This window comes from Microbacterium sp. 8M (genome assembly GCF_902506375.1).
Lineage (GTDB): Bacteria > Actinomycetota > Actinomycetes > Actinomycetales > Microbacteriaceae > Microbacterium.
On the sequence record NZ_LR733284.1, the window covers coordinates 3,387,600 to 3,409,902 of the forward strand.

The following is a 22,303-nucleotide window of genomic DNA, read 5'->3' on the forward strand; positions in this document are numbered from 1 at the left end:
ACGGCGTACCGGGAGCCGGCCCCTGTCGAAGGACCCCGGGGGCTCTCCGGTCCCCGAGCCTGTCGAAAGGACGTGGCGCTCACCGGTCCCTGAGCGAGCCGAAGGCGAGACGAAGGGCGCCGCCTCAGGCGTAGACGTGCGGGGCCAGCACGGCCACGTCGCGCAGGTTGCGGTAGCGCTCGGCGTAGTCGAGGCCGTAGCCGACCACGAACTCGGTGGGGATGTCGAATCCGACGTACTTGCAGTCGATCTGCACCTTGGCCGCCTCGGGCTTGCGCAGCAGTGCGAGCACCTCGATCGACTCCGCACCGCGGGAGGCGAAGTTCTCCAGCAGCCAGCTCAGGGTGAGGCCGGAGTCGATGATGTCCTCGACGATGAGGACGTGCTTGCCGTGCAGGTCGGTGTCGAGGTCCTTGCGGATCTGCACGACGCCGCTCGACTTCGTGCCCGCGCCGTAGCTCGACACCGCCATCCAGTCCATGGGCACTGAGGACGGCAGCGCCCGGGCGAAATCGGCCATCACCATCACGGCGCCCTTGAGCACGCCGACGAGCAGGAGGTCCTTCCCGGCGTAGTCGGCCGCGACGCGCACCGCGAGCTCGTCGAGCTTGGCGCGGATCTCCTCTTCCGTGACGAGGATCTCGGTCAGGTCGTCGGCAATGTCCGCAGCACGCATGGATCGATTTTATGCGACCGGATCCTTCACCCATGGGATCCTCCCGACCGCTACTGTGAGCGATGAGGCGGGGTGGCGCTTGGGGGAGAACCGAGCCTCCGCCGTGGACGGAAGGAGTCCCATGGACATCGACGAGATCCTCAAGCAGGTGCCGATCGGCGACATCGCGCAGAAGCTCGGCGTCAGCGAGGACGTCGCCCGCCAGGCGGTGCAGGAGGGCGGCGCGGCCCTCGTCGGCGGCCTGGCCAAGAACGCGGAGACTCCTGAAGGCTCCGCCGCGATCGAGGCCGCGCTCGCCAAGCACGACGGCTTCTCGGGGGCGTCGTCGGTCGACGACGTCGATCAGGAGGACGGCCAGAAGATCGTCTCGCACGTGTTCGGCGACAACGCCGACCAGGTGGCGCAGACCCTGACGAACGACCAGAAGACCGCGGGCATCGACTTCGGCAAGCTGCTGCCGATCCTCGCCCCGATCGTGATGGGCCTCATCGCGAACAGCCAGAAGGGCTCCTCGAACGGCGGCGGTGGCGGCCTCGGCGACATCCTCGGCGGGATCCTCGGCGGCGGCCAGCAGCAGGGCCAGTCCTCGGGCGGCGGCGGCCTCGGCGACATCCTCGGCGGCCTCGGCGGACTGCTCGGCGGCAAGAACTCGGGCCCCGGCGGTGCCGGCGGCATCGACATCGGCGGTCTGCTGGGCGGACTGCTCGGCGGCCGCAAGTAACGACCGGCACGTCGCTCACGAGACGCGGCTTCCTCCGGGAGGCCGCGTCTCGTCGTCTTCGCAGCCCTAGCGTGCGGCGAACACGATCCGGCCGCCGACGCGCGCCGCGGTGCAGCCGGGCAGGTCGATCGGGCCCTGCCCGGACCAGTCGGTGACGAGCCGGGCGACCTCGACGGTCTGGGTGCGGGTGAGCGCCACGCCGAACTCGCTCTGCACCACGAGGCGGATGATGCGGTTCCGCAGTGCCGCGGGGTTGGCGGCCAACGCCGCGGCGCTCACGGAGATCCCCGCCTCGGCGTGCTCCACGATGTCCTCGATGGTCTCGTGGATCATCTCGTCGAACGCCTCCGCGTCCTCGCGCAGCTGCTCGGCCGTGCGGGCGAGGGCTTCGGCGATCCCCGGCCCGAGCTCCGCCTCGAGCACCGGCAGCACCCGCTCCCGCACCCGCACCCGCATGTAGCGGGGGTCGGCGTTGTGCGGGTCGTCCCAGGGCGCCAGCCCCTCGGCCGCGCATGCCTCGCGCGTCGTCTCACGGCGCACCGACAGCAGCGGCCGGATCCAGACCGTGCCGTCGTCGTCGGCCCGCACGGGCGCCATGCCCTGCAGGCTGCCGGCTCCGGATCCCCGGGCGAGACCCAGCAGCACCGTCTCCGCCTGGTCGTCGAGCGTGTGCCCCAGCAGCACAGGGGCACCCTCGGCGCGGGCGGCCTCGCGCAGCGCCGCGTATCGTGCGGCCCGGGCGTCGGCCTCAGGCCCGTCCCCCGTCGGCGTCACGTCGACGGAATGCACCCGGGCGGTGATACCCAGCGCCGTCGCAGCCGCTGCGGCGTCGGCGGCGACCCGATCGGAGCCGTCCTGCAGGCCGTGGTCCACGGTGACGCTGTGCACAGCGATCCCCGCGGCGCGGGCCTCGAACGCGGTCGCCGCGGCCAGCGCCAGCGAGTCGGCTCCGCCGGAGAGCGCCACCACGACTGCATCCGGCGGGGACGGCAGGGCGGCCAGCGCGGTGCGCACGGCACGGCGGACAGCGGCGGTGGCGGGAGAGAGCGACGGCACGCCCCCACGGTACCCAGGTGCACGGCGCCACGCGCAACGATCCTCACGCAAGTAGGCTTGTGCGCGGCATCCACCCGTCTTTTCTGAGGAGCACACATGGGCGCACACGACGCCGTCATCGAGATCCCGCGCGGCAGCCGCGTGAAGTACGAGGTCGACCACGAGACCGGGCGAGTGCACCTCGACCGCGTGCTCTATACGACCTTCGGATACCCGGCCGACTACGGCTACTTCGACGAGACCCTCGGCGAGGACGGCGACCCGCTGGACGTGCTGGTGCTGCTCGACCAGGCGATCTTCCCTGGCGTGGTCGTGAACGTGCGTCCCGTGGCCGTGCTGAAGATGAGCGACGAGGCCGGCGGCGACGACAAGCTCGTGGCCGTGCTGAGCAAGGATCCGCGCTGGGAGCACATCCAGGACGTCGACGACCTCGCCGAGTACACGAAGAAGGAGATCGCCCACTTCTTCGAGCACTACAAGGACCTCGAGCCCAACAAGTGGGTCAAGGTCGACGCCTGGGGCGACGCCGCCGAGGCGCAGCGGATCCTCGACGAGGCGATCGAGCGCTACAAGAACGACGGCCACTGAGCTCGTCCGGCCGCTGAGGCGCGGCCGAAATGCAGATGACCCCCGGTCCGCTTCCGCGGCCGGGGGTCATCTGCGTGAGGATCCGGGTCAGCCCATGTAGACGCCCTGGCCCTCCATGAAGGTGATCGGGTTGATGGTGTCACCCCACTGGTAGACCTCGAAGTGCAGGTGGCAGCCGAAGGATCCGCCGGTGTTGCCTGCGAAGGCGATCACATCACCGGCATTGACCCATTGCCCCGACCAGACGTTGAAGCCGCCGTTGAGGATGTGTCCGTAGCCGGTGGCGAGGCCCGTGCCGTCGCCGTTGTCGATCTTGATGTAGTTGCCGTAACCGCCGTTCCAGCCCGCGTACACGACCGTTCCGGAGTGGGCGGCGTAGATCGGCGATCCGCAGCTGCCGTCCGCGAGGTCGACGCCCCGGTGGAAGCTCGACGAGCAGCCCCACGCGTCGCAGTCGGGAACGCGCGGTCCATACCCGGAGGACTGGTATCCGCCGAACGGGCGCACCCATCCGCCGCTTCCGGACCAGCTGCCGCCGCCACCACCGCCACCGCCGCCGCCACCGCTGTTGTTGCGGGCGGCGTCGATCGCGGCCTGTCGCTCGGCGGCGAGCTGCGCCTGGCGCGCAGCTTCCGCAGCGGCGCGAGCAGCCTCGCCGGCCTGGTATCCGGCAACGGTCTTGACCGTGGTGTCCTGCAGTGCGGCAAGCTGCGCCTGCAGCTGACCGAAGTTGGCCTGCTGATTGGCGAGGGCAGCCGCGGCGGCATCGGCGGCCGCTTGCGCCTTCTGCATCTTGTCTTCGGCGATCTTGGCGAGCCGGTCGCGCTCGGCCTTCGCCGCAGTCGCCTGATCCGTGAGCGCCTGCGCGGTGTTCTTCGCCTGGAGCGCCTTGTCGTAGATCGCCTGGGTGCCGGCGAGCACACGGTCCATCTGACCGAGACGCTGCAGGAGCTCGTCCTTGTTGGCCGTGGACTTCGAGAAGAACAGCTGCAGAGCGGTGGTGTCGCCGCCGTCGCGAGAGAGCTGTGCCGCGATCTGCCCCGCCTTGCTGGCGGAGTCGTCCGCGACCTTCTTCTGCGCGTCGGCCTGGGCCTGCAGGTCCGCCAGCCGACGCGCCTGCGCGTCGACCGCCTCCTGCGCGGCGAAGTACTCGTTGCCGGCGGCCTCGGCCGCGGCCTTGGTATCGGCGACGTTCTGAGTGAGCGTCGCGATGAGCCCCTGGATCCGCGAGACCTCGCTCGCGGCAGCTGCCTCATTGGCCTTCGCCGCCTGCACGTCCTCCCAGCTCGGGTAGTCGTCGGCGTACGCGGCCGGGGCGCCGAGGAGGAGGCTGGCGATCAACGCGCCGATGGCGGTGATGCTGAGCGCGACGCCGCTGCGGCGTGCACGGCGTCGGGCGACGGCACGCCGAACGTTGGACGTCCAGCCGGAGTCGCGGCGGGCGCCACGGATGTTCGGATTGTTCACGCGGCTCCCTTTCGCCGGTTTCACTCATGTCACATTAGCAACATCAGTCCCATGCGCAACCATCGGATCCGGGTCGGGATCGGGAATTCTTCGAATCTTCGGCTGCTGGTCTAGCTCATGGGGACGGAACGGGACCGCCTTCCATCATCCTCCTGGACACGCCCGGGATCCAGCCCGACTCGCCCTCGATTGGCGTTTTGCCTCCCGAACCCCTTATGCTTGAGCGTCGGCAAGGGAACCCCCGAGGTTCGCCTCCGGCCCCATCGTTTAGCGGCCTAGGACGCCGCCCTTTCACGGCGGTAGCACGGGTTCGAATCCCGTTGGGGTCACTCTTTCCGATACAATTTCATAGTTCTGGCCCTGTAGCGCAGTTGGTTAGCGTGCCGCCCTGTCACGGCGGAGGTCGCGGGTTCAAGTCCCGTCAGGGTCGCTCCAAGCGACGGGCCTTTCTTCGGAAAGGCCTTTCGTCTAGGACACAGGTCAGAAGCTTCCACCTTCCGGCCTGTGCGGCTCTGTAGCTCAGTTGGTAGAGCGTTCGACTGAAAATCGAAAGGTCACCGGATCGATGCCGGTCGGAGCCACAAGGGTGATCGTTACAATCACCCCAGGAACCCTCGCGTAGCTTCTACATCGCGGGGGTTTCGTCTTTCCCTGGTGCGGGGCGGTTTCTGAGCCGCTCTCCTCGACAGGGGCCGACGCAAGAGGATCTATCGATGACTCTCAGGCCTCCGATTCGGAGGACGCGCCGGGCGTGGTCTTGACCGCATGACGCCACCTCTGAGCCATTGCCTCGCCAGGAGCGTCGTGGCGGACTTCTGCTCGTTACTGGGCCGCGAGGCTGACCCCGAACCGCTGGGCGACGCGATCGAACTGGGCGCGGAGCCTCGGCCAGCGCTCCTCGGCGCCGAAGTTCGCCTCGGCGGTCGCGAGCTGTTCCGCGATCGCGGCCTGGTCGTCGTTCGCGCACGACCAGGCGAAGAGGTCCAGGTCGAGCCCGGACGAGCCGGCGGCCATCGCCGCGGCGAGCGAGCGAGCGTCGGTGATAGCGGCGAGGTGAGTGTCGAGCTGCTCGAGCGCGACACCGAACGCCCGTGCGAGGTCCTCGTCGCTCCAGCTCTCGAGATCGACCCACTGCCCCGGCCAGTCGCAGACCTCTTCGAAGCGAACTCGGTACTGCGCTACGCCCTTCGTGAGATCGTCAGGAACGGTCCCGCCGACAGCCGCGGCGAACTCGGCCGAGTACGCGGCGACTTCGACGTAGAAGCGCAGGTGGTCGGGCGTATTGCCGTGGCTGCGCTGCAGGATGATCCAGTGCGCCATTCCGTCGCCGGCGCGCACCCAGCTCAGCTTGCGCTTGGCGTAGCCCTGCGGCTTGAGCGCGGGCACGACGGTCGTGCGCACCAGGGCATCGAGTCTGGCTTCGAGGTCACTCACCGCGCCAGTCTATGCACGCCTCGCTCGCCGACCAGGTGAGCCGGTGATGGGAATCGGTCATTGGCCTGGTTCCCCACTTCGCATCATCGGCCCGTGTCACCGGGCGGCGGGTACGCCGAGTATTCGTCCGCTGGCCTCACGATCGGTGCAGTCTCAACACGCCCCAGATAGAGGTCGTTGATCGTTTCGCCAGCGCCGCCGAGACCGTCCGTATCCGGGACCGGATACCTGCGCGGCAGAATCGCTCTCACGAGGAACGCGAGCGCAATGACCGCGGCAGGCAGCCAGGAGATCAGAATGCCGATCGTGGTTCCGATCGAGGACCAACCGAGCACCTTTGCCAGCACAAAGGTCACAACACCGGCCACGCTCAGAACGATCGCCAGCAACGCGAGGATTCGCCTGAGCAGATACCGGTTCATCTCTTCCCCCTCGTCGGCCATGACAGCCCTGCGTCCGTCCAGTGTGTTCGCGGGCCGCGCGACTCATCAAGGGCGGAAGGATGTCTCGGTCGCCACGAACGTGGGACCTGCCGTCGCACGCATTGGTACCCGCCTGTTCGCTCCGGGTGCTAGCGCGTGATCTTCTTCGCCTGCTTGACCGCGGACTGGGCGGCGGCTTCCGCACGCTTGAGCGCCTTCTTGCGGGCCTTCTTCACCTTGGGGTCGTTCCAGACAGCGTCAACGCTTGCCTTGATGTCGCGGTACCTGCCGCGACCGGCTTTGGCACCGTAGAAGTAGGCCACCACCGCGACCACGCCGACACCGAGCCAGAAGACGTACTTTCGCATGCGCTCTCTCCTCGAGAAGATCTCCGATCATCCACCACTTTTCGCCGTGCGGTGGATGGCAATGCCCGACAACGATCGCGCCTCGTCGCCACGAGAACCAGGTGATTGACAAATGAGCGTCGTTCGCCAGAGGATCCGCCTCCGCCGTCAGGCTCGGCGCGATCCGGCCGAGAACGCGTTCGTCAGGATCTACTGGTCGTGGCGGGTGTACTTTCCCGGACGATCGTGCACGGAGTGCGGCGGAGGAGCGCTCTTGTCTGCGTGGTCTGCGTCCGTGTACGCCCCCTTCGTCTCACCGTCGGGCCCACCGCCGTCCGTCCGCGTGTACCGGCCGCGCAGGGAGCGGCGCGTAACAGGCTTCCCGTCGACGTCCGTGTACCGACCCTCGTTCTGCTCCTTCGAGTCGCCGTTGCCGTCTCCGCGCAGAGCATCACCATCCATGGTTCCTCCTCAGCTGCTCCCCTGCACTGAAAGTACGTCCGGAGCGAGCGCATCCTCACCCCCTTGACAACTGCTCGGGCTTGCGGAGCAGCGCTCGCCCTGAGCACCGCAGTGGATCAGCTCCGGCGCAGTCGCGGAATGAGACGACGAGTGGCGTCGTCCGTGAGACCTCCGATTGGCTCACCGCGCCGGCGCCGCCTGGCCGAGAGCTCAGGCGGATCCCTCGAAGTGCGAGAGCCATCCGGCCAGCGTCGCCTCGAGCGCCGCGCGCTCGCGGGCGGGGACCATCGCCAGGAGCCGCTGCTCGTTGGCTACGTGGTCGGCGAAGGCCGCATCGATCAGCTCCCTCCCCCGCCGGGTCAGCGCGACGACACGACCGCGGCCGTCGCCAGATCCGACACGGCGCCTGACGAGGCCGGCCCCCTCCAGGCGATCGAGGCGCTTGGACATGCCGCCGCTGGTCACCATGGTCGATGCAGCGAGGTCGCTGGGGCTGGCCTCGAACGGCTCCCCTGTGCGGCGCAACGCGGCCAGGACGTCGAAGTCGCCCTCTGAGAGGCCATGCGAGCGGTACACCGCGACGAGCTCCTCGGTCAGCGCCAGAGCCAGCCGGTGCAGGCGCCCGATGGTGCCGATCGGCGTCACGTCGAGGTCGGGGCGCTCCCGCCGCCACGCCGCCTGGATCCGCGCCACCTGATCGTCGATGTCCGTCACGTCTTCACTATATCTTCCACGGAAGCTATAGTGTCTTCCATGGAAGCTAATTGGAGATGGCTCGGCGTCGCCATGATCGCGCCGATCGCCTGGGGCAGCACCTACTTCGTCACGCGGGAGTGGCTGCCCGACTCTCCAATCTGGGGCGCGGCCGTGCGCGCACTCCCGGCCGGGCTGCTGCTCCTGGCACTCGTGCGGCGCCGCCCCCGAGGCTCCTGGTGGTGGAAGTCCGCCGTGCTGGGCACGCTCAACGTGGGAGCCTTCTTCGTCCTCGTCTACGCGGCGGCGCAGCTGCTGCCGACGAGCATCGCCTCCACGATCATGGCGACGTCGTCTGTGGCGATCGCGCTCGCGGCGTGGGCGATCCTGCGCGAACGCCCGGGACTCCTCCGCCTCCTCGGCGCCACCGTGGGCATCGCCGGGGTCGCGCTGATGCTCCTCGGCACCACGACAGCCGCGGATCCGCGCGGCGTCGTCGCCTCGATCGCCGCAATGGTCATGTCGTCGATCGGGTTCATCCTCGCCAAACGCTGGAACGGCGAGGTCGGGATCCTCCCTTCCACAGCGTGGCAGCTCGTGTTCGGCGGCCTCGCGCTCATCCCGGTGGCGATCATCGTCGAGGGACCGCCGCCGCGCGTCGACGCCGCGGGCCTCGCCGCGTACGGATACCTCGCGCTGATCGCGACGGCGCTCGCCAACGTCGCATGGTTCGCCGCGCTGCAGCGCCTCCCGTCCGGCACCGTGGGGCTCGTCGGGCTGCTCAATCCCGTCACCGGCGTGCTGCTCGGGGTCTTCGTCGCCGGCGAGGTGCTGGAGGGCCGGCAGCTCGCCGGCCTTGCCCTCGTCCTGCTCGGGATCGCCGCCCCGCTCGTCATCGGAGCATTGCCACGCCGACAGCGCCCGCGCCCGCGCGCCGGCGCCCGAACGCAGTCCGCGGCGGAGTGCACCATGGCCGCATGACGCGGCCACCTCAGTGCTGAAAGGCACAGACCGCCCCGCTCGGAACGGATCCGGGGCGGTCTCCGCGATTCTCAGGCGAGCGCGAGCGTCGCCTCGTCCGGAAGGAGGATCCCGCCGGACGTGTTCGCCGAGTTGGCGATCGCCTGGATGCGTGCCGGATCCAGTTCCGGAGGATTCGGGTCGTCGAACTCGAACCGCAGCTGGATCGAGGGGTGCAGCCAGATGGTGGAGCGACCCAGCGGCTGGTCGCCGTCGTGCCGCCAAGACAGGGTGAAGCTCTCGTTGCGCCGGAGCTTCGTCGCGATCACGACCTTGAGGTGGGCGAGGGCGATGTCCTCGATCTCGATGGCGTGTTCGGAGCTTCCGTAATAGAGAGTGCTCATGCCTGGACGCTACGCCGCTTCGCCGGGCGCGGCTCGGATCGAGCACTTCTCCCACGCGATGCCCAGTGAGGCTCACATGCCGCATCCAGGCTCAGTGCAGGTCGTCGGATCCAGCAGCAATCATGTGCGTTTCTGCACACCTTGTTCGCCGCGAATGGGCATTGTCGCGTGGGCGAAGTCGGGATCAGGCTAGGAGCACCGACAAGCATCCGATCGTGCAAAGGAGCACACATGGCATACGAGACAGCCTCTCCCTCGGGCCTGCGCAGAGTCGTCGCGGCCTCGATGGCGGGCACGGTCGTCGAATGGTACGAGTTCTTCCTCTACGCCTCGGCCTCGACGCTCGTGCTGGGCACCGTCTTCTTCCCTCCGTCCGACGACCCGTTCAGCGGCATCATCGCCGCGTTCGTCACGTACGCGATCGGGTTCGTCGCGCGTCCCCTCGGCGGCATCGTGTTCGGGCACCTCGGCGACCGCTACGGGCGCAAGCGCCTGCTGCAGGCGAGCATCCTCATCATCGGCGCGGCGACCTTCCTCATCGGGTGCCTGCCGACCTTCGCCCAGATCGGCTACCTGGCGCCGGCGCTTCTGGTGCTGTTGCGGTTCGCCCAGGGCTTCGCGATCGGCGGCGAGTGGGGCGGCGCTGTGCTCCTGGTCGCCGAGCACAGCCCGCGCGAGCGGCGAGGGTTCTGGGCCAGCTGGCCGCAGGCCGCGGTCCCCGTGGGCAACCTGCTCGCCACCCTCGTGCTCTTCGTGCTCTCCTCGACGCTCACTCAAGACGCCTTCCTCGGCTGGGGCTGGCGGATCGCGTTCTGGCTGTCGGCCGTGATCGTGCTCATCGGCTGGTACATCCGCACCAAGGTCGCCGAGGCGCCGATCTTCCTGGAGATGAAGGAGCAGCAGGAGCGGGAGGCCTCGAAGAGCTTCGGTCCGCTCGAGGTCGTGCGACGCTACCCGCGCGGCGTGCTCGTGGCGATGGGCCTGCGCGTGGCGGAGAACATCCTCTACTACGTCGTCGTCACCTTCTCGATCGTGTATCTCACCCAGACGGTGAAGGAGGCCGCGTCCGCGACGCTGCTCATCCTGGCCGGCGCGCACGTCGTGCACTTCCTCGTGATCCCGCTGTGGGGACGCCTGTCGGACGCCTGGGGTCGCAAGCCCGTGTACGCCACCGGTGCCATCCTCGGCGCCGCCTGGGGCTTCTTCGCCTTCCCGATGATGAACACGGGAAACCCGGTCATCATCTGGGCGGCCATCGCCCTCGGGCTGGTCTTCCACGCCGCGATGTATGCCGGTCAGCCGGCCCTCATGGCCGAGATGTTCCCGACCCGGATGCGGTACTCGGGCGTCAGCCTCGGCTATCAGGTCACGTCGATCTTCGCGGGCTCGCTCGCGCCCATCATCGCGACCAGCCTGCTCGGCCAGTACCACTCGAGCGTCCCCGTCGCGGTGTACGTGGCGATCGCCTGCGCGATCACCCTCGTCGCGGTCGCCGCTGCCCGAGAGACGAAGGGCGCGGACCTTCGCACCCTGGATGCGGACGACCGGTCACGGCTTGCCCCGCAGGCCGGATCCGCGAACCCGGCGGCCGCCCGGCGCTGACCCTCGCTCCCGTCCGAACGGCGGCGCCTCTCCGGGGGCGCCGCCGTTCGGCGTAGGCCCTCGCGCGCACCGGGCCCTTCGACAAGCTCAGGGACCGGACAGGAGGCACGCACCGGGCCCTTCGACAAGCTCAGGGACCGGACAGGGGGCGCACCGGGCCCCTCGACAAGCTCAGGGGCCGGAGCCGATGCCGGGGCTGGCGGTTCCGACGCCGAGGCGGCCCGCGAGGAACGGGCGGAACGAGGCGGAGTGGTCGTGGCCGCATGCGCAGCGCTCGACGTCGCCGTGCAGCAGCTCCCGGGGCGTCTGACCGGCGAGGCGCAGGCACTCGCGGCTCAGGTGCGCCTGGTCCGCGTACCCGGCGTCCACGGCGAGCCCCGCGATGCCGTCGCGGCCGCGCCGCCCGCTGGGTGCAGCGCCCGCCTGGGCGAGCGCGAGGAAGCCCTGGAACCGGAGGGTGCGCTGGAGCACCTTGGGACTGAGCCCCACCGCGCTCAGCGAGCGACGCCGCAGCTGGCTCTCGGACAGCCCCACCCGCGCGGCGACGGAGCCGACGTCCACCGGACGCCACGGCATGAGCGCCTCCACCGCTGCCCGCAGCAGGGGATCCGCCGGGCGACCCACCCGATACCGCTGCAGCAGGAACGCCTCGAGCACCCGGATGGCACGCTCGGCGACGCCGACGACGGCGATCTCGTCGAGAAGGCGGTCGGCGAGCTCGCCCCAGAGATCCGCGAGGGGCACCCTCCGGTCGACGAGCTCGTCGAGCGGCACTGCCGTCGGCGGCGCCCCGCCTGGCCGGAACCGCACACCGAGGATCGTGGTGCGTGCCGGGATGACCTCGAGGCGGTGGCTCGTGAGCGGGCCGAGCAGCCACGCTCCCCGGTCGAGCGCCACGTGGATCTCCGCCCCGCCCGTGGGCAGATGGCGATGGACCGTCGGCGCATCGCCGGTGCGCTGCACCCAGATCGTGCGCACCGCGCCCGCCAGCGCCGCACTCGGCGCCTGCTCGCGGTACGTGTCGGCCATGGCCGCTCAGCTCTCCTTGGGGAAGGCCGCCCGGGTCGAGCGCCGGTTCAGCAGCACGGCGATCGCGACGAGGAGGATCCCGATGAGACCCTGCTCCAGCTTCATCCAGAGCGGGTATCCCGAATCCGGCGAGACGATGATCAGCCCGATGCCGATCGGCGCGAGGATCGAGATCCAGCGCATCCGGCTGAAGGCGCGGCGGCTGCCTCTCGCGGCCGCCCGGGTCACGACGACGAACACGAGACTCGCCGCCGCGACAACGGATCCGCGCAGCCACACGACCCAGTTGACCTCCACCGGGTCGACCACGGCAAGCACGGCGGTCACGGCCAGGGAGATCAGCGAGACCACCGCGCACAGCCACCAGAGTCGGCGCACGGTGTCGAAGGTGGGGCGTACTGCGGCGAGGCGGTCGGCGGTGAGGGTCACGATGAGGCTCCTTCGGTGCGTGTGGCTCGGTGATAGAGCGCGGCGATCTCGTCGATCGCCGCAGCGGTGGCCGCCTCGCCCGACGGCATGGTCATGGCGAACGCGTCGATGGTCGCGCGGATCGAGCGCGCCACCACGAGGGGGTCGAAGGCGCGGAACTCCCCCGCCTCCTGGCCCTGAGTCAGGAGCAGCGACAGCAGCAGCGCCGAGGTGTCCTCGCGCAGGTCGTTGTCCGCGCGCGGGACATTGCGGATCACCTCGATGACCGCACGGGCCGCGAGCCGGTTCTCGGCGAGGAAGCGCAGGTTCGTCCTCAGGTACGTCGCGAGCTTGCCCGCCCAGGTGGGCTCGGCCTCCATCGCGGGCACCATCACGGCGGCGGCCTGCTGCACGACGTGCTCGACGAGTGCCGTCATGAGGGCCGCCTTGTCGGCGAAGTGGTACGAGATCATGCGGGTGCTGCTGAGCCCCGCCGCGTCCCGGATCCGGGCGAAGGACGTGCTCGCGAAGCCCTGCTCCGCCAGCACCTGGACGGTCGCCTCGATGATCTCGGCGCGACGCTCCTCGGTCGTGCGATAGCTGCGCGTCTGGGTCATGCGTTCATATTTACTTAACTGAGTAATTTTGGCAAGACCGTTTGCGGAACCTCATCGCGGATTGCCGCGACGCCAATCGACGTAGTGCGCCACCGCTGCGGCGATGTCGAATACGGGCTCGAAGCCGGTCTCCGCGCGCAGTCGGCCGATGTCCAGGTACGGCGCCGCCCCCGACGACTCTCCGGCCGCGAGTTCGATCCCGGATCCCGGCAGCGCGGCGTTCAGCGCGTCGACGAGTTCGCGGGCGTCGAACGGCACGCCGCTCGACACGTTGTACGCGGCATGGGCGAGCGACGGTGCCGTCATGAGCAGGGCGATCGCCCGCCCCGAATCCGGCGCGTAGCCGAAGTCTCCGCCGCCCGCCGGCAGCGCTCGCGGGCGCTCCCCGCGCAGCACGGCGCTCACGGTCGACGGGACCGGGTTGAACGGGGACTCCGGATCCATCAGCGGACCCCACGTGCTGCCGATCCGCAGGATCACCGGCTGCACGCCCGTGCCGGCCAGCGCGAACAGGGTCAGCGGCTCGACCGCCTTCTTGAAGGCGGCGATGGGATGCGGCGGCACCGCGAGCGGCAGGGCGAGGTCCTCGGTCCACGGCCGCTCGTCCCGCCCCTCGTAGGAGCTGATGCTGCCGGCGACGGCGAACCGTGCGACCTCCCAGCTGCGCGCGGCCTCGAGCGCCATGAGCAGAGCGGCCGTGTCCCGTCGGAAGTACGGGATCGGATCCGGCTCCGGAATGCTTCCGGCGAGGTGCACGATGCCGCCGATGTCGTACCGCTCGCCGAGGGCGAGGAAAGCGTCGCGGTCGGCCACGTCGACGGCCTCCACGGCGACGCGACCGGCGAGGAACGACGGCACGTCCCTTCGCCGGTGCGCGGTGACCACCACCTCCTCACCGAGATCGACGAGCGCCGCCGCCGTGTGCGCGCCGATCATCCCGAGCCCGCCCGTGACGAGGATCATCGCGCATCCCCCTGCACCGTCGCGGACGCGGCAGGCTCGGCCGGCGGTGTCTTCTCGACCAGGTAGTGCAGATGCGTCACGTCGGGCGCGGACACGACCTCGCGGATCCGCAGCGCGATGTGCCGCGGCAGCTCGTGGAAGAACCGCCGGCCGGCGCCCAGCAGCACAGGCACCTGGTGCAGGATGAGCTCGTCGACGAGCCCCGCGGCGAGCGCCTCGGTGACGAGGACGCCGCCCATGAGCCCCACGTCCTTGCCGCGTGCGAGACGCTTGGCCTCCGCGACCGCATCGGCGAGGCCCGTGCTCACGATCGTCTGCCGCTCGTTCGCCGGCGGGAAGTCCTCGTGCGACAGCACCACGAGGGGAGCCGTGGGATGCGGCGCCCCGCCGGCGAAGTCGTCGGAATCGGTGTAGGTGGTGTGCCCCGCCAGACTCGCACCGACGCGCGACGCGAGTTCATCGAACACCCGCACGCTGGGCGCCGACAGCCGGAAGCCCGCGAACACGGTGCTCGGCACATCGCCGCTCCCGTACCAGTCGAAGAGCACCCCGCCGTCGCCGAGCCCGTGGCCCGGCCGGGGATCGCACCCCGTGATGAACCCGTCGACCGAGACGGACAGACCGCAGATGACCTTGCTCATATCGAACCTCCTGCTCAGGGGATGCCTCCGACGCTACGGAGGATGACGGGGCAGGCGATTGAACAGAACGCGCATCGACGGACGAGCGCGCTGCCGCATCCGCCGCACGAACAACGGAACACGCGAGGCGCGGCTTCCCAGGGAAACCGCGCCTCGCTCAGCGCTCCCGCGGGGCCGTTACTGCACCCAGCCGGCGCGGGCGCTGCCCCAGCCGGTCTCGGTGTCCCAGCCCGTGCCGACGGTCTGGCTGGTGGTGGCTCCGTTGAAGGTGCGCACGGAGTAGACGTATCCGCCGGTGGCGTCGAGACCGTTGGCGTAGTCGACGCGGATCGCGCCCTCGTCGATGCCGGCGCCCGTGACGTCGTGGAAGCCCTGGCCGTGGGTGCCGTAGATCGTCGGGTTCAGCAGACCGAGACCGGTGCCGCCGTTCGCCTGGATCTTGAGGGCCGTGATGCCCGCGAAGAGAGGAGACGCGAGGCTCGTACCGCCGATGCGGTACGTGTCGTACGCCGCGGTGCCGGTGAACGACTGCGTCTGGCCGACGAGCATGCCCGTGGTCGGGTCGCCGTCCATCGAGACGTCCGGCACCGCGCGGCCGCCATTGGGGCTGACGATCCCTGCGTCCTTCTGATACTGCGGCTCGGCGATGTTCGACGAGTAGCCGCCGCCCCCGCCGTAGAGGAACGCGTTGCTGAGCGTCCACGCGCCGTCCTTCAGCACGTACTTCGACGTCTGCCAGCCGGTCTCGCCGGTGAGGCCCTGATCGGTGATCGCGGTGGAGGTGCCGCCGACGGCGGTGACGTACGGGTCGGAGGCCGGGTAATCGGTCTGCGGCGTGCCGAGGCGGGTCGCCTCGTCGCCGTCGTCACCGCTGGAGAACACGTAGCTGATGCCCTGGGCGGCGCCCTGCAGGAACGCCGTCTGGTAGGCGAGCAGCAGCGACGGCTTCACGACATCGCCGGTTCCGCCCCACGAGTTCGTCACGACGTCCGCGACGTCCTCATCGTTGATGCGCGTGAACGTGTCGAGCAGATCCGGATCCATGCAGCTCTTGCCCGCGTAGTAGCGGATGTTCGCACCCGGCGCCATGGCGTGCACGGCCTCGACGTCGAGCGTCTCCTCGCCGTACCACCCGGCCATGCCGCACTGGCGCCCGTTGGTGCTGTTCACGTTCGTGTACGCGTTGGGCAGGCTCTGCGAGAACTGTCCGGGCGCGAACGGCTTGTCGCCGGTGTCGGTGGCGTACCGGTTCGCGTCGGCCTCGATGGTCGGCGATGCGTAGGCGTCGGTGATCGCGACGGTCACCCCCGTGCCGTCCCAGCCGCCGGTGAGGCCGGCCTCGTAGGCGCTGCGCAGCTGCGGACCTGTGTACCCGCACGGCGAGTACGGCAGCGTCTTGCCGTCGAACGGCGGAAGCACGGTGCCATCGGGCGTCGCGAGGTTGCTCGGCGTCGCGGATCCGTACGTCGTGCCACAGATCGGCGAGTTGCGGAACCCGCCGTCCGGCGGGGCCGGCTTCTGCGTCTTCGGCTCCACGAGCGACGGAGTGGTGTCGAGGCCGCCGACCGCGATGACCGCACCGGCGAGCGCGGCGGGGGTGCTCGCCGCACCGTCGGGCGCCTGCACCGTGATCCCGTCGTGGCTGTAGTTCGAGAGCGTGACGCCGAACGCCTTGTTCGCGTTGCCGACACCGCCCTTCACGTCCACGTAGCGGTGGGTCGGGTCGACCGTGGTCTTCAGCCCTGCGCCCTGCAGCCAGGCCGTGACGGCGTCGACGGTCGCCTGCGGCGCGTCGAACTTCGCGTGGTACTGGTCGGCGGTGAGGAACTGCCGGTACTGCGCCGATCCCGGCGTGGACACCGCATTCGCGAACGCCGCGAGCGCATCCATGCCGCCCGCCGGCGCCAGGTACACGCGGGCGTTCACCGCGCCGGTCGCCGGTCCGCCCTTCGTCGCGTGACTGAGCCAGCCCGGTGTCGAATTCGGAATCGGGCTCGTGGGCGGGGGCGCCGCGTTCGCGGCTCCCGCTCCGGCGAACGTGGCGGCGACGGTGGCGACGACCGCGAGGGTGACGCCGAGGACTCTTCTACGCATCCGGGATCTCCAGACTCTGATACGGCCGCGGCGGTCGCCGCTGACCGAGGGCGATGCTATTCCCGCGCGCCCGAGCGGCGCGAGAGGCGAGAGCTCGGCGAAGCCCGGCTCACAGCGCACGCATCACGATCTCCCAGCCCGCTCATGTGCGCCGTTCGAGAGTCTCAGGATCCGGACCCGGGATCCGACGTCACGAGCACGCCGTCCTCGCGCCGCGGCACGCCCAGGGGGTTGCCGTCGCGGAGCTCCTCGGGGAGCACGTCCACCGGGGCGTCCTGGTAGGCGAGCGGGGTGAGGAACCGCCGGATCGCGCTCGCGCCCACCGAGGTGTGCACCGAGGCGGTCGACGCCGGCCATAGCCCGCCGTGATGCTGCGCCCAGGCGATCGCGACGCCCGTCGGCCAGCCGTTGTAGAGCACCCGGCCGGCCACCCTCGCCAGGGCTTCTGTCAGCGCCCGGAGCAGCTCGGGCTCCTCGTGGGCGGCGTGCCAGACCGTGCCGGTGAGGCTGCCCTCGAGCACGCAGAGCGCCCGGTCGAGCTCCGCGCGGTCGCGGTAGCGCACGAGCAGCGTCAGAGGGCCGAAATGCTCCTCCTGGAACGTGTCGGGGTCGGCGAGGAACCGCGCCGCCGGCACCGCCGCCACGACCGGGCCGCTCTCATCCCCCGCACCGGGCAGGGCCGCCAGCGTCTTCACTCCGTCGCGGCCGAGCAGCGCCGATCCGCCGGCCGCGAAGGCCGCGGCCATGCCGTCGGTGAGCAGCCGCTGCCCCGGCGCTCCCGACAGGGCCGCGACGAGCGCCGCGTCGAAGACGGCCGGACCCTCCGGCACCTCCGGCACGAAGACGAGCCCCGGCTTGGTGCAGTACTGGCCGCCGTCGCGGGTGAACGAGGCGGCGAGCCCCTCCGCGATGGCCGCGCCGCGCTCGGCGATCGCCCGGGGCGTCACCACCACGGGGTTCACCGAGCCGAGCTCGCCGTAGAACGGGATCGGGTCGGGGCGGGCGGCTGCGAGGTCGAACAGCGCCCGTCCGCCCCGGGTGGACCCCGTGAATCCGACCGCGCGCACGAGCGGATGCCGCACGAGCGCGGTCCCCTCCGCCATGCCCTCCACGAGGACGAGCGCATCCTCCGGAGCGCCCGCGGCGGCCAGGGCTTCCCGGGCGATCGCGGCGACCCGGCGCGACAGCTCAGGGTGTCCTGGATGCGCCTTCACCACGACGGGGCACCCCGCGGCGAGCGCGGAGGCGGTGTCGTTGCCGAGCACCGAGAACGCGAACGGGAAGTTCGACGCCGCGAACACGGCCACCACGCCGAGCGGCCGGAGCAGGCGGCGCAGGTCGGGCCGGGGCGGGACGAGCGTCGGATCCGGCCGGTCCAGGGTCGCCTCGAGGTACGACCCCTCCACGATCACGTCGGCGAAGAAGCGCAGCTGCGTCGCCGTGCGCACCACTTCGCCGCCGAGCCGCGCGGGGCTCAGGTGGGTCTCGGCGTGGGCGAGCGCGACCAGGTCGTCGCTGTGAGCACTCAGCGCATCTGCCAGGGCGCGCAGCCAGCCGGCGCGTGAAGAGCGGGAGCTGCGCTCCAGATCGGATCCCGCCGCCGCGCGCACGGCACGGTCGACCGCGTCGGCCGCCGCGTCGGCCACGGTGCGCTCGGCCGCCGCGGCGGGCGCGGCCTCCGTCGCGCGCTCCGCCGCCGCGGGCTCCGCCTCCGTCGTCAGGCCGCCCGCTGAGCTCCGCACCGCCTCGGCCATCAGAAGGCGCTCAGTCCGGTGAGCGCGCGGCCGAGCACGAGCTGGTGGATCTCGTCGGTGCCCTCATAGGTGCGCACGGACTCGAGGTTTGCGGCATGGCGCATCACGGGGAAGACGTCGGTGATGCCGTCGCCGCCGAGGATCGTGCGCGCCTGATGCGCGATCGTCAGAGCCTCCCGCACGCTGTTGAGCTTGCCGACCGAGATCTGCGCGGGGGTGAGCGCACCGCGCTCCTTGAGCCGCCCGAGGTGCAGCGCCAGCAGGATGCCCTTCTCCACCTCGACGAGCATGTCGGCGAGCTTGGCCTGGGTGAGCTGGTTGGCGCCGATCGGCTTGCCGAACACCTCCCGGGTCGTGGAGCGCTCCAGGGCGGCCTCGAGGCAGCTGCGGGCCGCCCCCATCGCACCCCAGACGATGCCGTACCGCGCCTCGTTCAGGCAGCCGAACGGGCCAGACAGCCCCTCGGCGCCGGGGAGGATCGCGTCGCCGGGAAGGCGCACACCCTCGAGCGAGACGTCGCACTGGATCGATGCGCGCATCGACAGCTTGCCGGCGATCGGCGTCGCGGTGAACCCGGGCGTCGTCGTCGGCACGAGGAAGCCGCGCACCGCACGTCCGCCCGTTCCGAACGCCGGATCGTGCACACGCGCCCAGACCACCGCGACGTCGGCGATCGACGCCAACCCGATCCAGCGCTTCGCGCCGTCGAGCACCCAGTCGTCGCCGTCGCGGCGGGCCGTGGTGGTCATCGCCGCCGGATCGCTGCCGCCCTGCGGCTCGGTGAGCGCGAAGCACCCCACAGCCTCGCCGGCGGCCATCCGTGGCAGCCACTGCTGCTTCTGCTCCTCGGATCCGTACTTCGCGATCGCGCTCATCGCGAGCGAGCCCTGCACCGAGACGAACGTGCGCCAGCCGCTGTCCGCGGCCTCCAGCTCGAGGCAGGCCAGGCCGTATGAGACCGCACCCGCGCCCGCGCAGCCGTATCCGCTGAGGTGCATGCCGAGGAGGCCTGCCGCTCCCAGCTCCGGGATCAGCTCGCGGCGGAAGTGCGCGTTCTCGAAGTCCTCCTCGATCACCGGCAGGATCCGCTCCTGCGCGAACGCGCGCGCCTTCTGCTGCCAGGCGCGCTCCTCCTCGGTGAGCAGGGCGTCGACCTCGAACACGGCGTCGATGCGGGGGGCGAGGGTCATGGCGTTTCCTTCCGAGGGATCCAGTCAGCGCCGGTGTCGGCGTCGAGCGCCGGCGGGGAGGTGCGGTAGCGCGCAGGGGTGGCGCTCAGCCCGATGGGGCTGGCGATGGTGCGGGACGCGCCGAGCGCGACCACGGGTTCGAGGCCGAGCGCCTCGGCGAACGCGACGGCCTCCGCCACGTCGTTCACGAGACCAGCCGGGATCCGGGCGGCGCGGAGCCGCTCCACCCACTCGGCCGCGGACGCCTCGGCAAGGGCCTCCTCCAGCACGGCGGCGAGCATCTCGCGGTGCGCCACCCGGTCGGGGTTGCCGCGGAAGCGCGGATCCTCCGCCAGCTCGGGCCGGCCCAGCACGGCGGTGAGTGCGGCGAACTGCCGGTCGTTGCCGACGGCGATCACGAGGTCGCGATCCGCGGCACGGAACAGGGCGTAGGGCGCGATCGACGGGTGCGCGTTGCCGAGACGGCGCGGCGCGGTCCCGGTCGCGAGGGTCGACGCAGCCTGGTTCGTCAGCGCCGAGAGCAGGCTGTGCAGCAGATTCACCTCGATGCGCTGGCCCCGGCCCGTGCGATCGCGCTCGCGCAGCGCGAGCAGGATCCCGTTCACGGCGTTCTGACCGCACAGCACGTCGACGAGAGCCACGCCGGCCTTGACCGGGATGCCGTCGGGCTCACCCGTGATGGACATGAGCCCGCCGACCGCCTGCACGAGCAGGTCGTAGCCGGCGAGCTCGGCTCCGGCGCCCGCGCCGAAGCCGGTGATCGAGCAGTACACGGCACCCGGGTTCGCTGCGCGCACGGCCTCCGCGTCCAGTCCGAACCGCGCCATCACGCCCGGGCGGAAGTTCTCCACCACGACGTCGGCGGATGCGACCAGCCGCAGGGCCTTGGCGCGGCCCGCGGCGGTGGTCAGGTCGAGCACCACTGAGCGCTTGTTGCGGTTGACGCTGCCGAAGTACGTGGCCATGCCGTCGGCGTCGACGGGTGGCGCCCAGTGCCGGGTGTCGTCGCCGGCCGGCGACTCGATCTTGATCACGTCGGCGCCGAAGTCGGCCAACGTCATGGTGGCGTAGGGACCCGCGAGCACGCGGGAGAAGTCGGCGACGCGCACGCCGTCGAGCGGACCGCGCGCGCCTCCCGTCCCCTGCTGATCCATGGCGTCCAGCTTCACACGCCGGCGGGCACGGCGACAGGCGTCGCCGCCTCGGCGGCAGCCGTCTCTCCGGGCGCGGTCCCGCCCGCTGCCGCGAAGCCCTCGCGGATCCGCCGCGCGGTGTCGGATCCGATCCGCACGCCGCCGTCCACGTGCATGTAGCCGGCGCCCGCGATGTCGCTGCTCGCGAAGAACAGCGGCCCGACGGGCTGATTCTGCAGCTGCCCCCAGCGGCTGAGGCCGCCGAGATCGTAGCTCGACGCGTAGGCGCCGCGGGTGTACTGCTCGCCGCCCCAGTCGGAGAGGAAGAAGGCGAGCGGGGTCAGCGCCTCGTCGCCGAAGTACGCGGCGAAGGATTCCAGCACGGCCTGGCGGCGCTCGGCCTCGGGCAGCGCCCACGTCTCCTCGGCTCGGGGGCCGGCGATGAAGCCGACGATCGTGCCGCGGGTCTCGTGCGGGGAGCTGTTGTCGTACACCTCGCAGACGAGCTGCTCCGAGCCGAACCCGGTGCCGCTGAGGCCCTGCTCTCGCCAGAACGGGCGGTCGTAGGCGGCCTGCGCCTTGATCACCAGGCCCATCGACTGGTGCTGGTGAGCGACCTGCTGCAGCCGGGGCAGCGCGGGCGCGTACTCGATCGTGGAGTACAGGTTCGGCGGCACGGCGACCACCGCGTACCGGGCGTGCACCTCGATGTCATCGGTGTGCGCGACCACCGCCCCGGGCGCGCCGTCACCGCCCGCCTGCGACGACGTCCACTCCAGGCGGCGGACCGGGGCGGACAGGTGGAGCGTGCCCGCGTCCAGCTCCGCCGCGATCTGCTGCGAGACGGACTGCATCCCGCCGACAACCCGCTCGTCGAGCAGCAGGTTCTCATCGATGAGGTTCTCGAAGTTCTCCGCCGAGGCCACCATGAGCATCGCCTGCAGCACCGAGAACACATGCGATGGCTTGGTGAGCATGCCCGCGGCGATGTAGTGGTCGACGATGCGGATGGCCTGCTCGTCGTCGGTGAGCGAGGCAAGCCAGGCGGCGAACGGGATCCGGTCCAGCTCCGCCGCCTGCGGGTGCGCCCACGGCGCGTCGACGTCGAGTCCGGCGGCGAGCGCGTCCAGCGCCTCGACCAGCCGGTCGATCTCGGCGAGGGTGGCCTCGCCCACGGGGAAGGATCCGGAGAACGTGCGGCGCTCGCCGCTCGGCGAGAGGTGCACGGAGTCGCCGTCGCGGTAGCGGGAGAAGGTCTCCTTGCCCAGCTCGGCGAGGAGGGCCTTCAGGGCGGTCTGCTCTGCCGAGATCCACTGGCCGCCCAGCTCCAGGAACGAGCCGTCGATGGTCTCCGACCAGGTGCGTCCGCCGACGCGGTCGCGCGCTTCGAGCACGGCGACGCTGTGTCCGGACTGGGCGAGCCGGCGGGCGGTCACCAGGCCCGTGATGCCGGCGCCGATGACGACGACGTCGCGGTCGATCCGGGTGCGGGTGGAGGTCATGGGGGTCCTTTCCTGCCGATCCGACACCACTTTTCGCGCGGCGCTGCGCGGGTCTGCGGACGACGTGACGATGCTAGGTTTCGCGGCGCCTGCGGAGCGAGCGCAGGAGCAACCACGTGCATTTATCGCCATTCACTCCC

The 22,303-nt window shown here is 70.7% G+C and carries 23 protein-coding genes and 3 tRNA genes; 7 read left to right on the forward strand and 19 right to left on the reverse strand.

Annotated features, from left to right (window positions below):
• Positions 1-124: 124 nt before the first annotated feature.
• The gene (gene hpt / locus AERO9AM_RS15965; protein ID WP_159577037.1) at positions 125-676 is read right to left on the reverse strand and encodes a hypoxanthine phosphoribosyltransferase; all 552 of its coding nucleotides are present in this window, start codon (positions 674-676) and stop codon (positions 125-127) included.
• 121 nt (positions 677-797) lie between these two features.
• On the opposite strand from hpt, the gene AERO9AM_RS17610 reads away from it, so the two are divergent.
• Positions 798-1,397 (forward strand): DUF937 domain-containing protein, encoded by a 600-nt coding sequence (locus AERO9AM_RS17610; RefSeq protein ID WP_159577038.1) that lies wholly within the window; start codon positions 798-800, stop codon positions 1,395-1,397.
• Positions 1,398-1,463: 66 nt separating this feature from the next.
• Here the strand turns inward: AERO9AM_RS17610 and tilS are convergent, their stop codons facing one another.
• Complete coding sequence (gene tilS, locus AERO9AM_RS15975; protein ID WP_159577039.1) at positions 1,464-2,453, reverse strand: tRNA lysidine(34) synthetase TilS; 990 nt, start codon at positions 2,451-2,453, stop codon at positions 1,464-1,466.
• 96 nt (positions 2,454-2,549) lie between these two features.
• Between tilS and ppa the strand changes: the two genes are divergently transcribed.
• A complete protein-coding gene (ppa, locus tag AERO9AM_RS15980) occupies positions 2,550-3,041 on the forward strand; it encodes an inorganic diphosphatase (RefSeq protein ID WP_159577040.1) in 492 nt (163 codons plus the stop codon).
• 87 nt (positions 3,042-3,128) lie between these two features.
• On the opposite strand, the gene AERO9AM_RS15985 is transcribed toward ppa, so the two are convergent.
• Complete coding sequence (locus AERO9AM_RS15985; RefSeq protein ID WP_236602646.1) at positions 3,129-4,508, reverse strand: M23 family metallopeptidase; 1,380 nt, start codon at positions 4,506-4,508, stop codon at positions 3,129-3,131.
• Positions 4,509-4,764: 256 nt separating this feature from the next.
• Here AERO9AM_RS15985 and AERO9AM_RS15990 point away from each other — a divergent pair.
• From AERO9AM_RS15990 to AERO9AM_RS16000, 3 genes are all read left to right on the forward strand, one after another.
• Positions 4,765-4,837, forward strand: a tRNA-Glu gene (locus tag AERO9AM_RS15990).
• Positions 4,838-4,864: 27 nt separating this feature from the next.
• Positions 4,865-4,938, forward strand: a tRNA-Asp gene (locus AERO9AM_RS15995).
• Between the two features lie 78 nt (positions 4,939-5,016).
• Positions 5,017-5,089, forward strand: a tRNA-Phe gene (locus AERO9AM_RS16000).
• A gap of 241 nt (positions 5,090-5,330) precedes the next feature.
• Here the strand turns inward: AERO9AM_RS16000 and AERO9AM_RS16005 are convergent.
• The 5 genes from AERO9AM_RS16005 to AERO9AM_RS16025 all read right to left on the reverse strand — a co-directional run bounded on the left by AERO9AM_RS16005 (position 5,331) and on the right by AERO9AM_RS16025 (position 7,887).
• Entirely contained in the window at positions 5,331-5,942 is a 612-nt protein-coding gene (locus AERO9AM_RS16005) for a DUF4304 domain-containing protein (RefSeq protein WP_159577041.1), read from the reverse strand.
• Positions 5,943-6,025: 83 nt separating this feature from the next.
• Positions 6,026-6,385 (reverse strand): hypothetical protein, encoded by a 360-nt coding sequence (locus AERO9AM_RS16010; RefSeq protein ID WP_159577042.1) that lies wholly within the window; start codon positions 6,383-6,385, stop codon positions 6,026-6,028.
• Between the two features lie 128 nt (positions 6,386-6,513).
• Positions 6,514-6,732 carry a hypothetical protein gene (locus tag AERO9AM_RS16015; RefSeq protein ID WP_159577043.1) on the reverse strand — a complete coding sequence of 73 codons (219 nt, stop codon included), beginning with the start codon at positions 6,730-6,732 and terminating at the stop codon, positions 6,514-6,516.
• A gap of 189 nt (positions 6,733-6,921) precedes the next feature.
• Positions 6,922-7,173, reverse strand: coding sequence for a hypothetical protein (locus AERO9AM_RS16020; RefSeq protein ID WP_159577044.1), 252 nt, complete (start codon positions 7,171-7,173; stop codon positions 6,922-6,924).
• A 210-nt stretch (positions 7,174-7,383) separates the two neighbouring features.
• Complete coding sequence (locus tag AERO9AM_RS16025) at positions 7,384-7,887, reverse strand: MarR family winged helix-turn-helix transcriptional regulator (protein ID WP_159577045.1); 504 nt, start codon at positions 7,885-7,887, stop codon at positions 7,384-7,386.
• A 39-nt stretch (positions 7,888-7,926) separates the two neighbouring features.
• Here AERO9AM_RS16025 and AERO9AM_RS16030 point away from each other — a divergent pair, with 39 nt between their 5' ends.
• The gene (locus AERO9AM_RS16030; RefSeq protein WP_159577046.1) at positions 7,927-8,847 is read left to right on the forward strand and encodes an EamA family transporter; all 921 of its coding nucleotides are present in this window, start codon (positions 7,927-7,929) and stop codon (positions 8,845-8,847) included.
• Positions 8,848-8,918: 71 nt separating this feature from the next.
• On the opposite strand, the gene AERO9AM_RS16035 is transcribed toward AERO9AM_RS16030, so the two are convergent.
• A complete protein-coding gene (locus AERO9AM_RS16035; RefSeq protein ID WP_159577047.1) occupies positions 8,919-9,230 on the reverse strand; it encodes a DUF7882 family protein in 312 nt (103 codons plus the stop codon).
• Between the two features lie 231 nt (positions 9,231-9,461).
• Here AERO9AM_RS16035 and AERO9AM_RS16040 point away from each other — a divergent pair, with 231 nt between their 5' ends.
• Positions 9,462-10,832, forward strand: coding sequence for an MFS transporter (locus tag AERO9AM_RS16040; RefSeq protein ID WP_159577048.1), 1,371 nt, complete (start codon positions 9,462-9,464; stop codon positions 10,830-10,832).
• A 171-nt stretch (positions 10,833-11,003) separates the two neighbouring features.
• On the opposite strand, the gene AERO9AM_RS16045 is transcribed toward AERO9AM_RS16040, so the two are convergent.
• The 10 genes from AERO9AM_RS16045 to AERO9AM_RS16090 all read right to left on the reverse strand — a co-directional run bounded on the left by AERO9AM_RS16045 (position 11,004) and on the right by AERO9AM_RS16090 (position 22,163).
• Positions 11,004-11,861 (reverse strand): helix-turn-helix domain-containing protein, encoded by an 858-nt coding sequence (locus tag AERO9AM_RS16045; protein WP_159577049.1) that lies wholly within the window; start codon positions 11,859-11,861, stop codon positions 11,004-11,006.
• 6 nt (positions 11,862-11,867) lie between these two features.
• Complete coding sequence (locus AERO9AM_RS16050) at positions 11,868-12,290, reverse strand: hypothetical protein (protein WP_159577050.1); 423 nt, start codon at positions 12,288-12,290, stop codon at positions 11,868-11,870.
• The gene (locus AERO9AM_RS16055) at positions 12,287-12,886 is read right to left on the reverse strand and encodes a TetR/AcrR family transcriptional regulator (RefSeq protein ID WP_159577051.1); all 600 of its coding nucleotides are present in this window, start codon (positions 12,884-12,886) and stop codon (positions 12,287-12,289) included. Before AERO9AM_RS16055 ends, AERO9AM_RS16050 begins: the two co-directional genes overlap by 4 nt.
• A 51-nt stretch (positions 12,887-12,937) precedes the next feature.
• The gene (locus AERO9AM_RS16060) at positions 12,938-13,849 is read right to left on the reverse strand and encodes an NAD-dependent epimerase/dehydratase family protein (RefSeq protein WP_159577052.1); all 912 of its coding nucleotides are present in this window, start codon (positions 13,847-13,849) and stop codon (positions 12,938-12,940) included.
• Positions 13,846-14,490, reverse strand: coding sequence for a dihydrofolate reductase family protein (locus AERO9AM_RS16065; protein ID WP_159577053.1), 645 nt, complete (start codon positions 14,488-14,490; stop codon positions 13,846-13,848). Before AERO9AM_RS16065 ends, AERO9AM_RS16060 begins: the two co-directional genes overlap by 4 nt.
• A 177-nt stretch (positions 14,491-14,667) precedes the next feature.
• Entirely contained in the window at positions 14,668-16,584 is a 1,917-nt protein-coding gene (locus AERO9AM_RS16070; RefSeq protein WP_201298665.1) for a S53 family peptidase, read from the reverse strand.
• Positions 16,585-16,748: 164 nt separating this feature from the next.
• Positions 16,749-18,338 (reverse strand): aldehyde dehydrogenase (NADP(+)), encoded by a 1,590-nt coding sequence (locus AERO9AM_RS16075; RefSeq protein WP_159577054.1) that lies wholly within the window; start codon positions 18,336-18,338, stop codon positions 16,749-16,751.
• On the reverse strand, positions 18,338-19,528 hold the full coding sequence (locus tag AERO9AM_RS16080; RefSeq protein ID WP_159577055.1) for an acyl-CoA dehydrogenase family protein: 1,191 nt from the start codon (positions 19,526-19,528) through the stop codon (positions 18,338-18,340). The genes AERO9AM_RS16075 and AERO9AM_RS16080 overlap by 1 nt, the downstream gene beginning before the upstream one ends.
• On the reverse strand, positions 19,525-20,682 hold the full coding sequence (locus AERO9AM_RS16085) for a CaiB/BaiF CoA transferase family protein (RefSeq protein WP_159577056.1): 1,158 nt from the start codon (positions 20,680-20,682) through the stop codon (positions 19,525-19,527). Before AERO9AM_RS16085 ends, AERO9AM_RS16080 begins: the two co-directional genes overlap by 4 nt.
• An 11-nt stretch (positions 20,683-20,693) precedes the next feature.
• On the reverse strand, positions 20,694-22,163 hold the full coding sequence (locus AERO9AM_RS16090) for a flavin monoamine oxidase family protein (protein WP_159577057.1): 1,470 nt from the start codon (positions 22,161-22,163) through the stop codon (positions 20,694-20,696).
• Positions 22,164-22,303 lie beyond the last annotated feature (140 nt).

Excerpts from the sequence above, each read along its gene's own strand:
- hpt (WP_159577037.1), bottom strand. The coding sequence starts at position 676 with ATGCGTGCTGCGGACATTGCCGACGACCTGACCGAGATCCTCGTCACG.
- AERO9AM_RS17610 (WP_159577038.1), top strand. The coding sequence starts at position 798 with ATGGACATCGACGAGATCCTCAAGCAGGTGCCGATCGGCGACATCGCG.
- ppa (WP_159577040.1), top strand. The coding sequence starts at position 2,550 with ATGGGCGCACACGACGCCGTCATCGAGATCCCGCGCGGCAGCCGCGTG.
- AERO9AM_RS16010 (WP_159577042.1), bottom strand. The coding sequence starts at position 6,385 with ATGGCCGACGAGGGGGAAGAGATGAACCGGTATCTGCTCAGGCGAATC.
- AERO9AM_RS16015 (WP_159577043.1), bottom strand. The coding sequence starts at position 6,732 with ATGCGAAAGTACGTCTTCTGGCTCGGTGTCGGCGTGGTCGCGGTGGTG.
- AERO9AM_RS16020 (WP_159577044.1), bottom strand. The coding sequence starts at position 7,173 with ATGGATGGTGATGCTCTGCGCGGAGACGGCAACGGCGACTCGAAGGAG.
- AERO9AM_RS16030 (WP_159577046.1), top strand. The coding sequence starts at position 7,927 with ATGGAAGCTAATTGGAGATGGCTCGGCGTCGCCATGATCGCGCCGATC.
- AERO9AM_RS16035 (WP_159577047.1), bottom strand. The coding sequence starts at position 9,230 with ATGAGCACTCTCTATTACGGAAGCTCCGAACACGCCATCGAGATCGAG.
- AERO9AM_RS16040 (WP_159577048.1), top strand. The coding sequence starts at position 9,462 with ATGGCATACGAGACAGCCTCTCCCTCGGGCCTGCGCAGAGTCGTCGCG.
- AERO9AM_RS16045 (WP_159577049.1), bottom strand. The coding sequence starts at position 11,861 with ATGGCCGACACGTACCGCGAGCAGGCGCCGAGTGCGGCGCTGGCGGGC.
- AERO9AM_RS16055 (WP_159577051.1), bottom strand. The coding sequence starts at position 12,886 with ATGACCCAGACGCGCAGCTATCGCACGACCGAGGAGCGTCGCGCCGAG.
- AERO9AM_RS16060 (WP_159577052.1), bottom strand. The coding sequence starts at position 13,849 with ATGATCCTCGTCACGGGCGGGCTCGGGATGATCGGCGCGCACACGGCG.
- AERO9AM_RS16065 (WP_159577053.1), bottom strand. The coding sequence starts at position 14,490 with ATGAGCAAGGTCATCTGCGGTCTGTCCGTCTCGGTCGACGGGTTCATC.
- AERO9AM_RS16070 (WP_201298665.1), bottom strand. The coding sequence starts at position 16,584 with ATGCGTAGAAGAGTCCTCGGCGTCACCCTCGCGGTCGTCGCCACCGTC.
- AERO9AM_RS16075 (WP_159577054.1), bottom strand. The coding sequence starts at position 18,338 with ATGGCCGAGGCGGTGCGGAGCTCAGCGGGCGGCCTGACGACGGAGGCG.
- AERO9AM_RS16080 (WP_159577055.1), bottom strand. The coding sequence starts at position 19,528 with ATGACCCTCGCCCCCCGCATCGACGCCGTGTTCGAGGTCGACGCCCTG.
- AERO9AM_RS16085 (WP_159577056.1), bottom strand. The coding sequence starts at position 20,682 with ATGGATCAGCAGGGGACGGGAGGCGCGCGCGGTCCGCTCGACGGCGTG.
- AERO9AM_RS16090 (WP_159577057.1), bottom strand. The coding sequence starts at position 22,163 with ATGACCTCCACCCGCACCCGGATCGACCGCGACGTCGTCGTCATCGGC.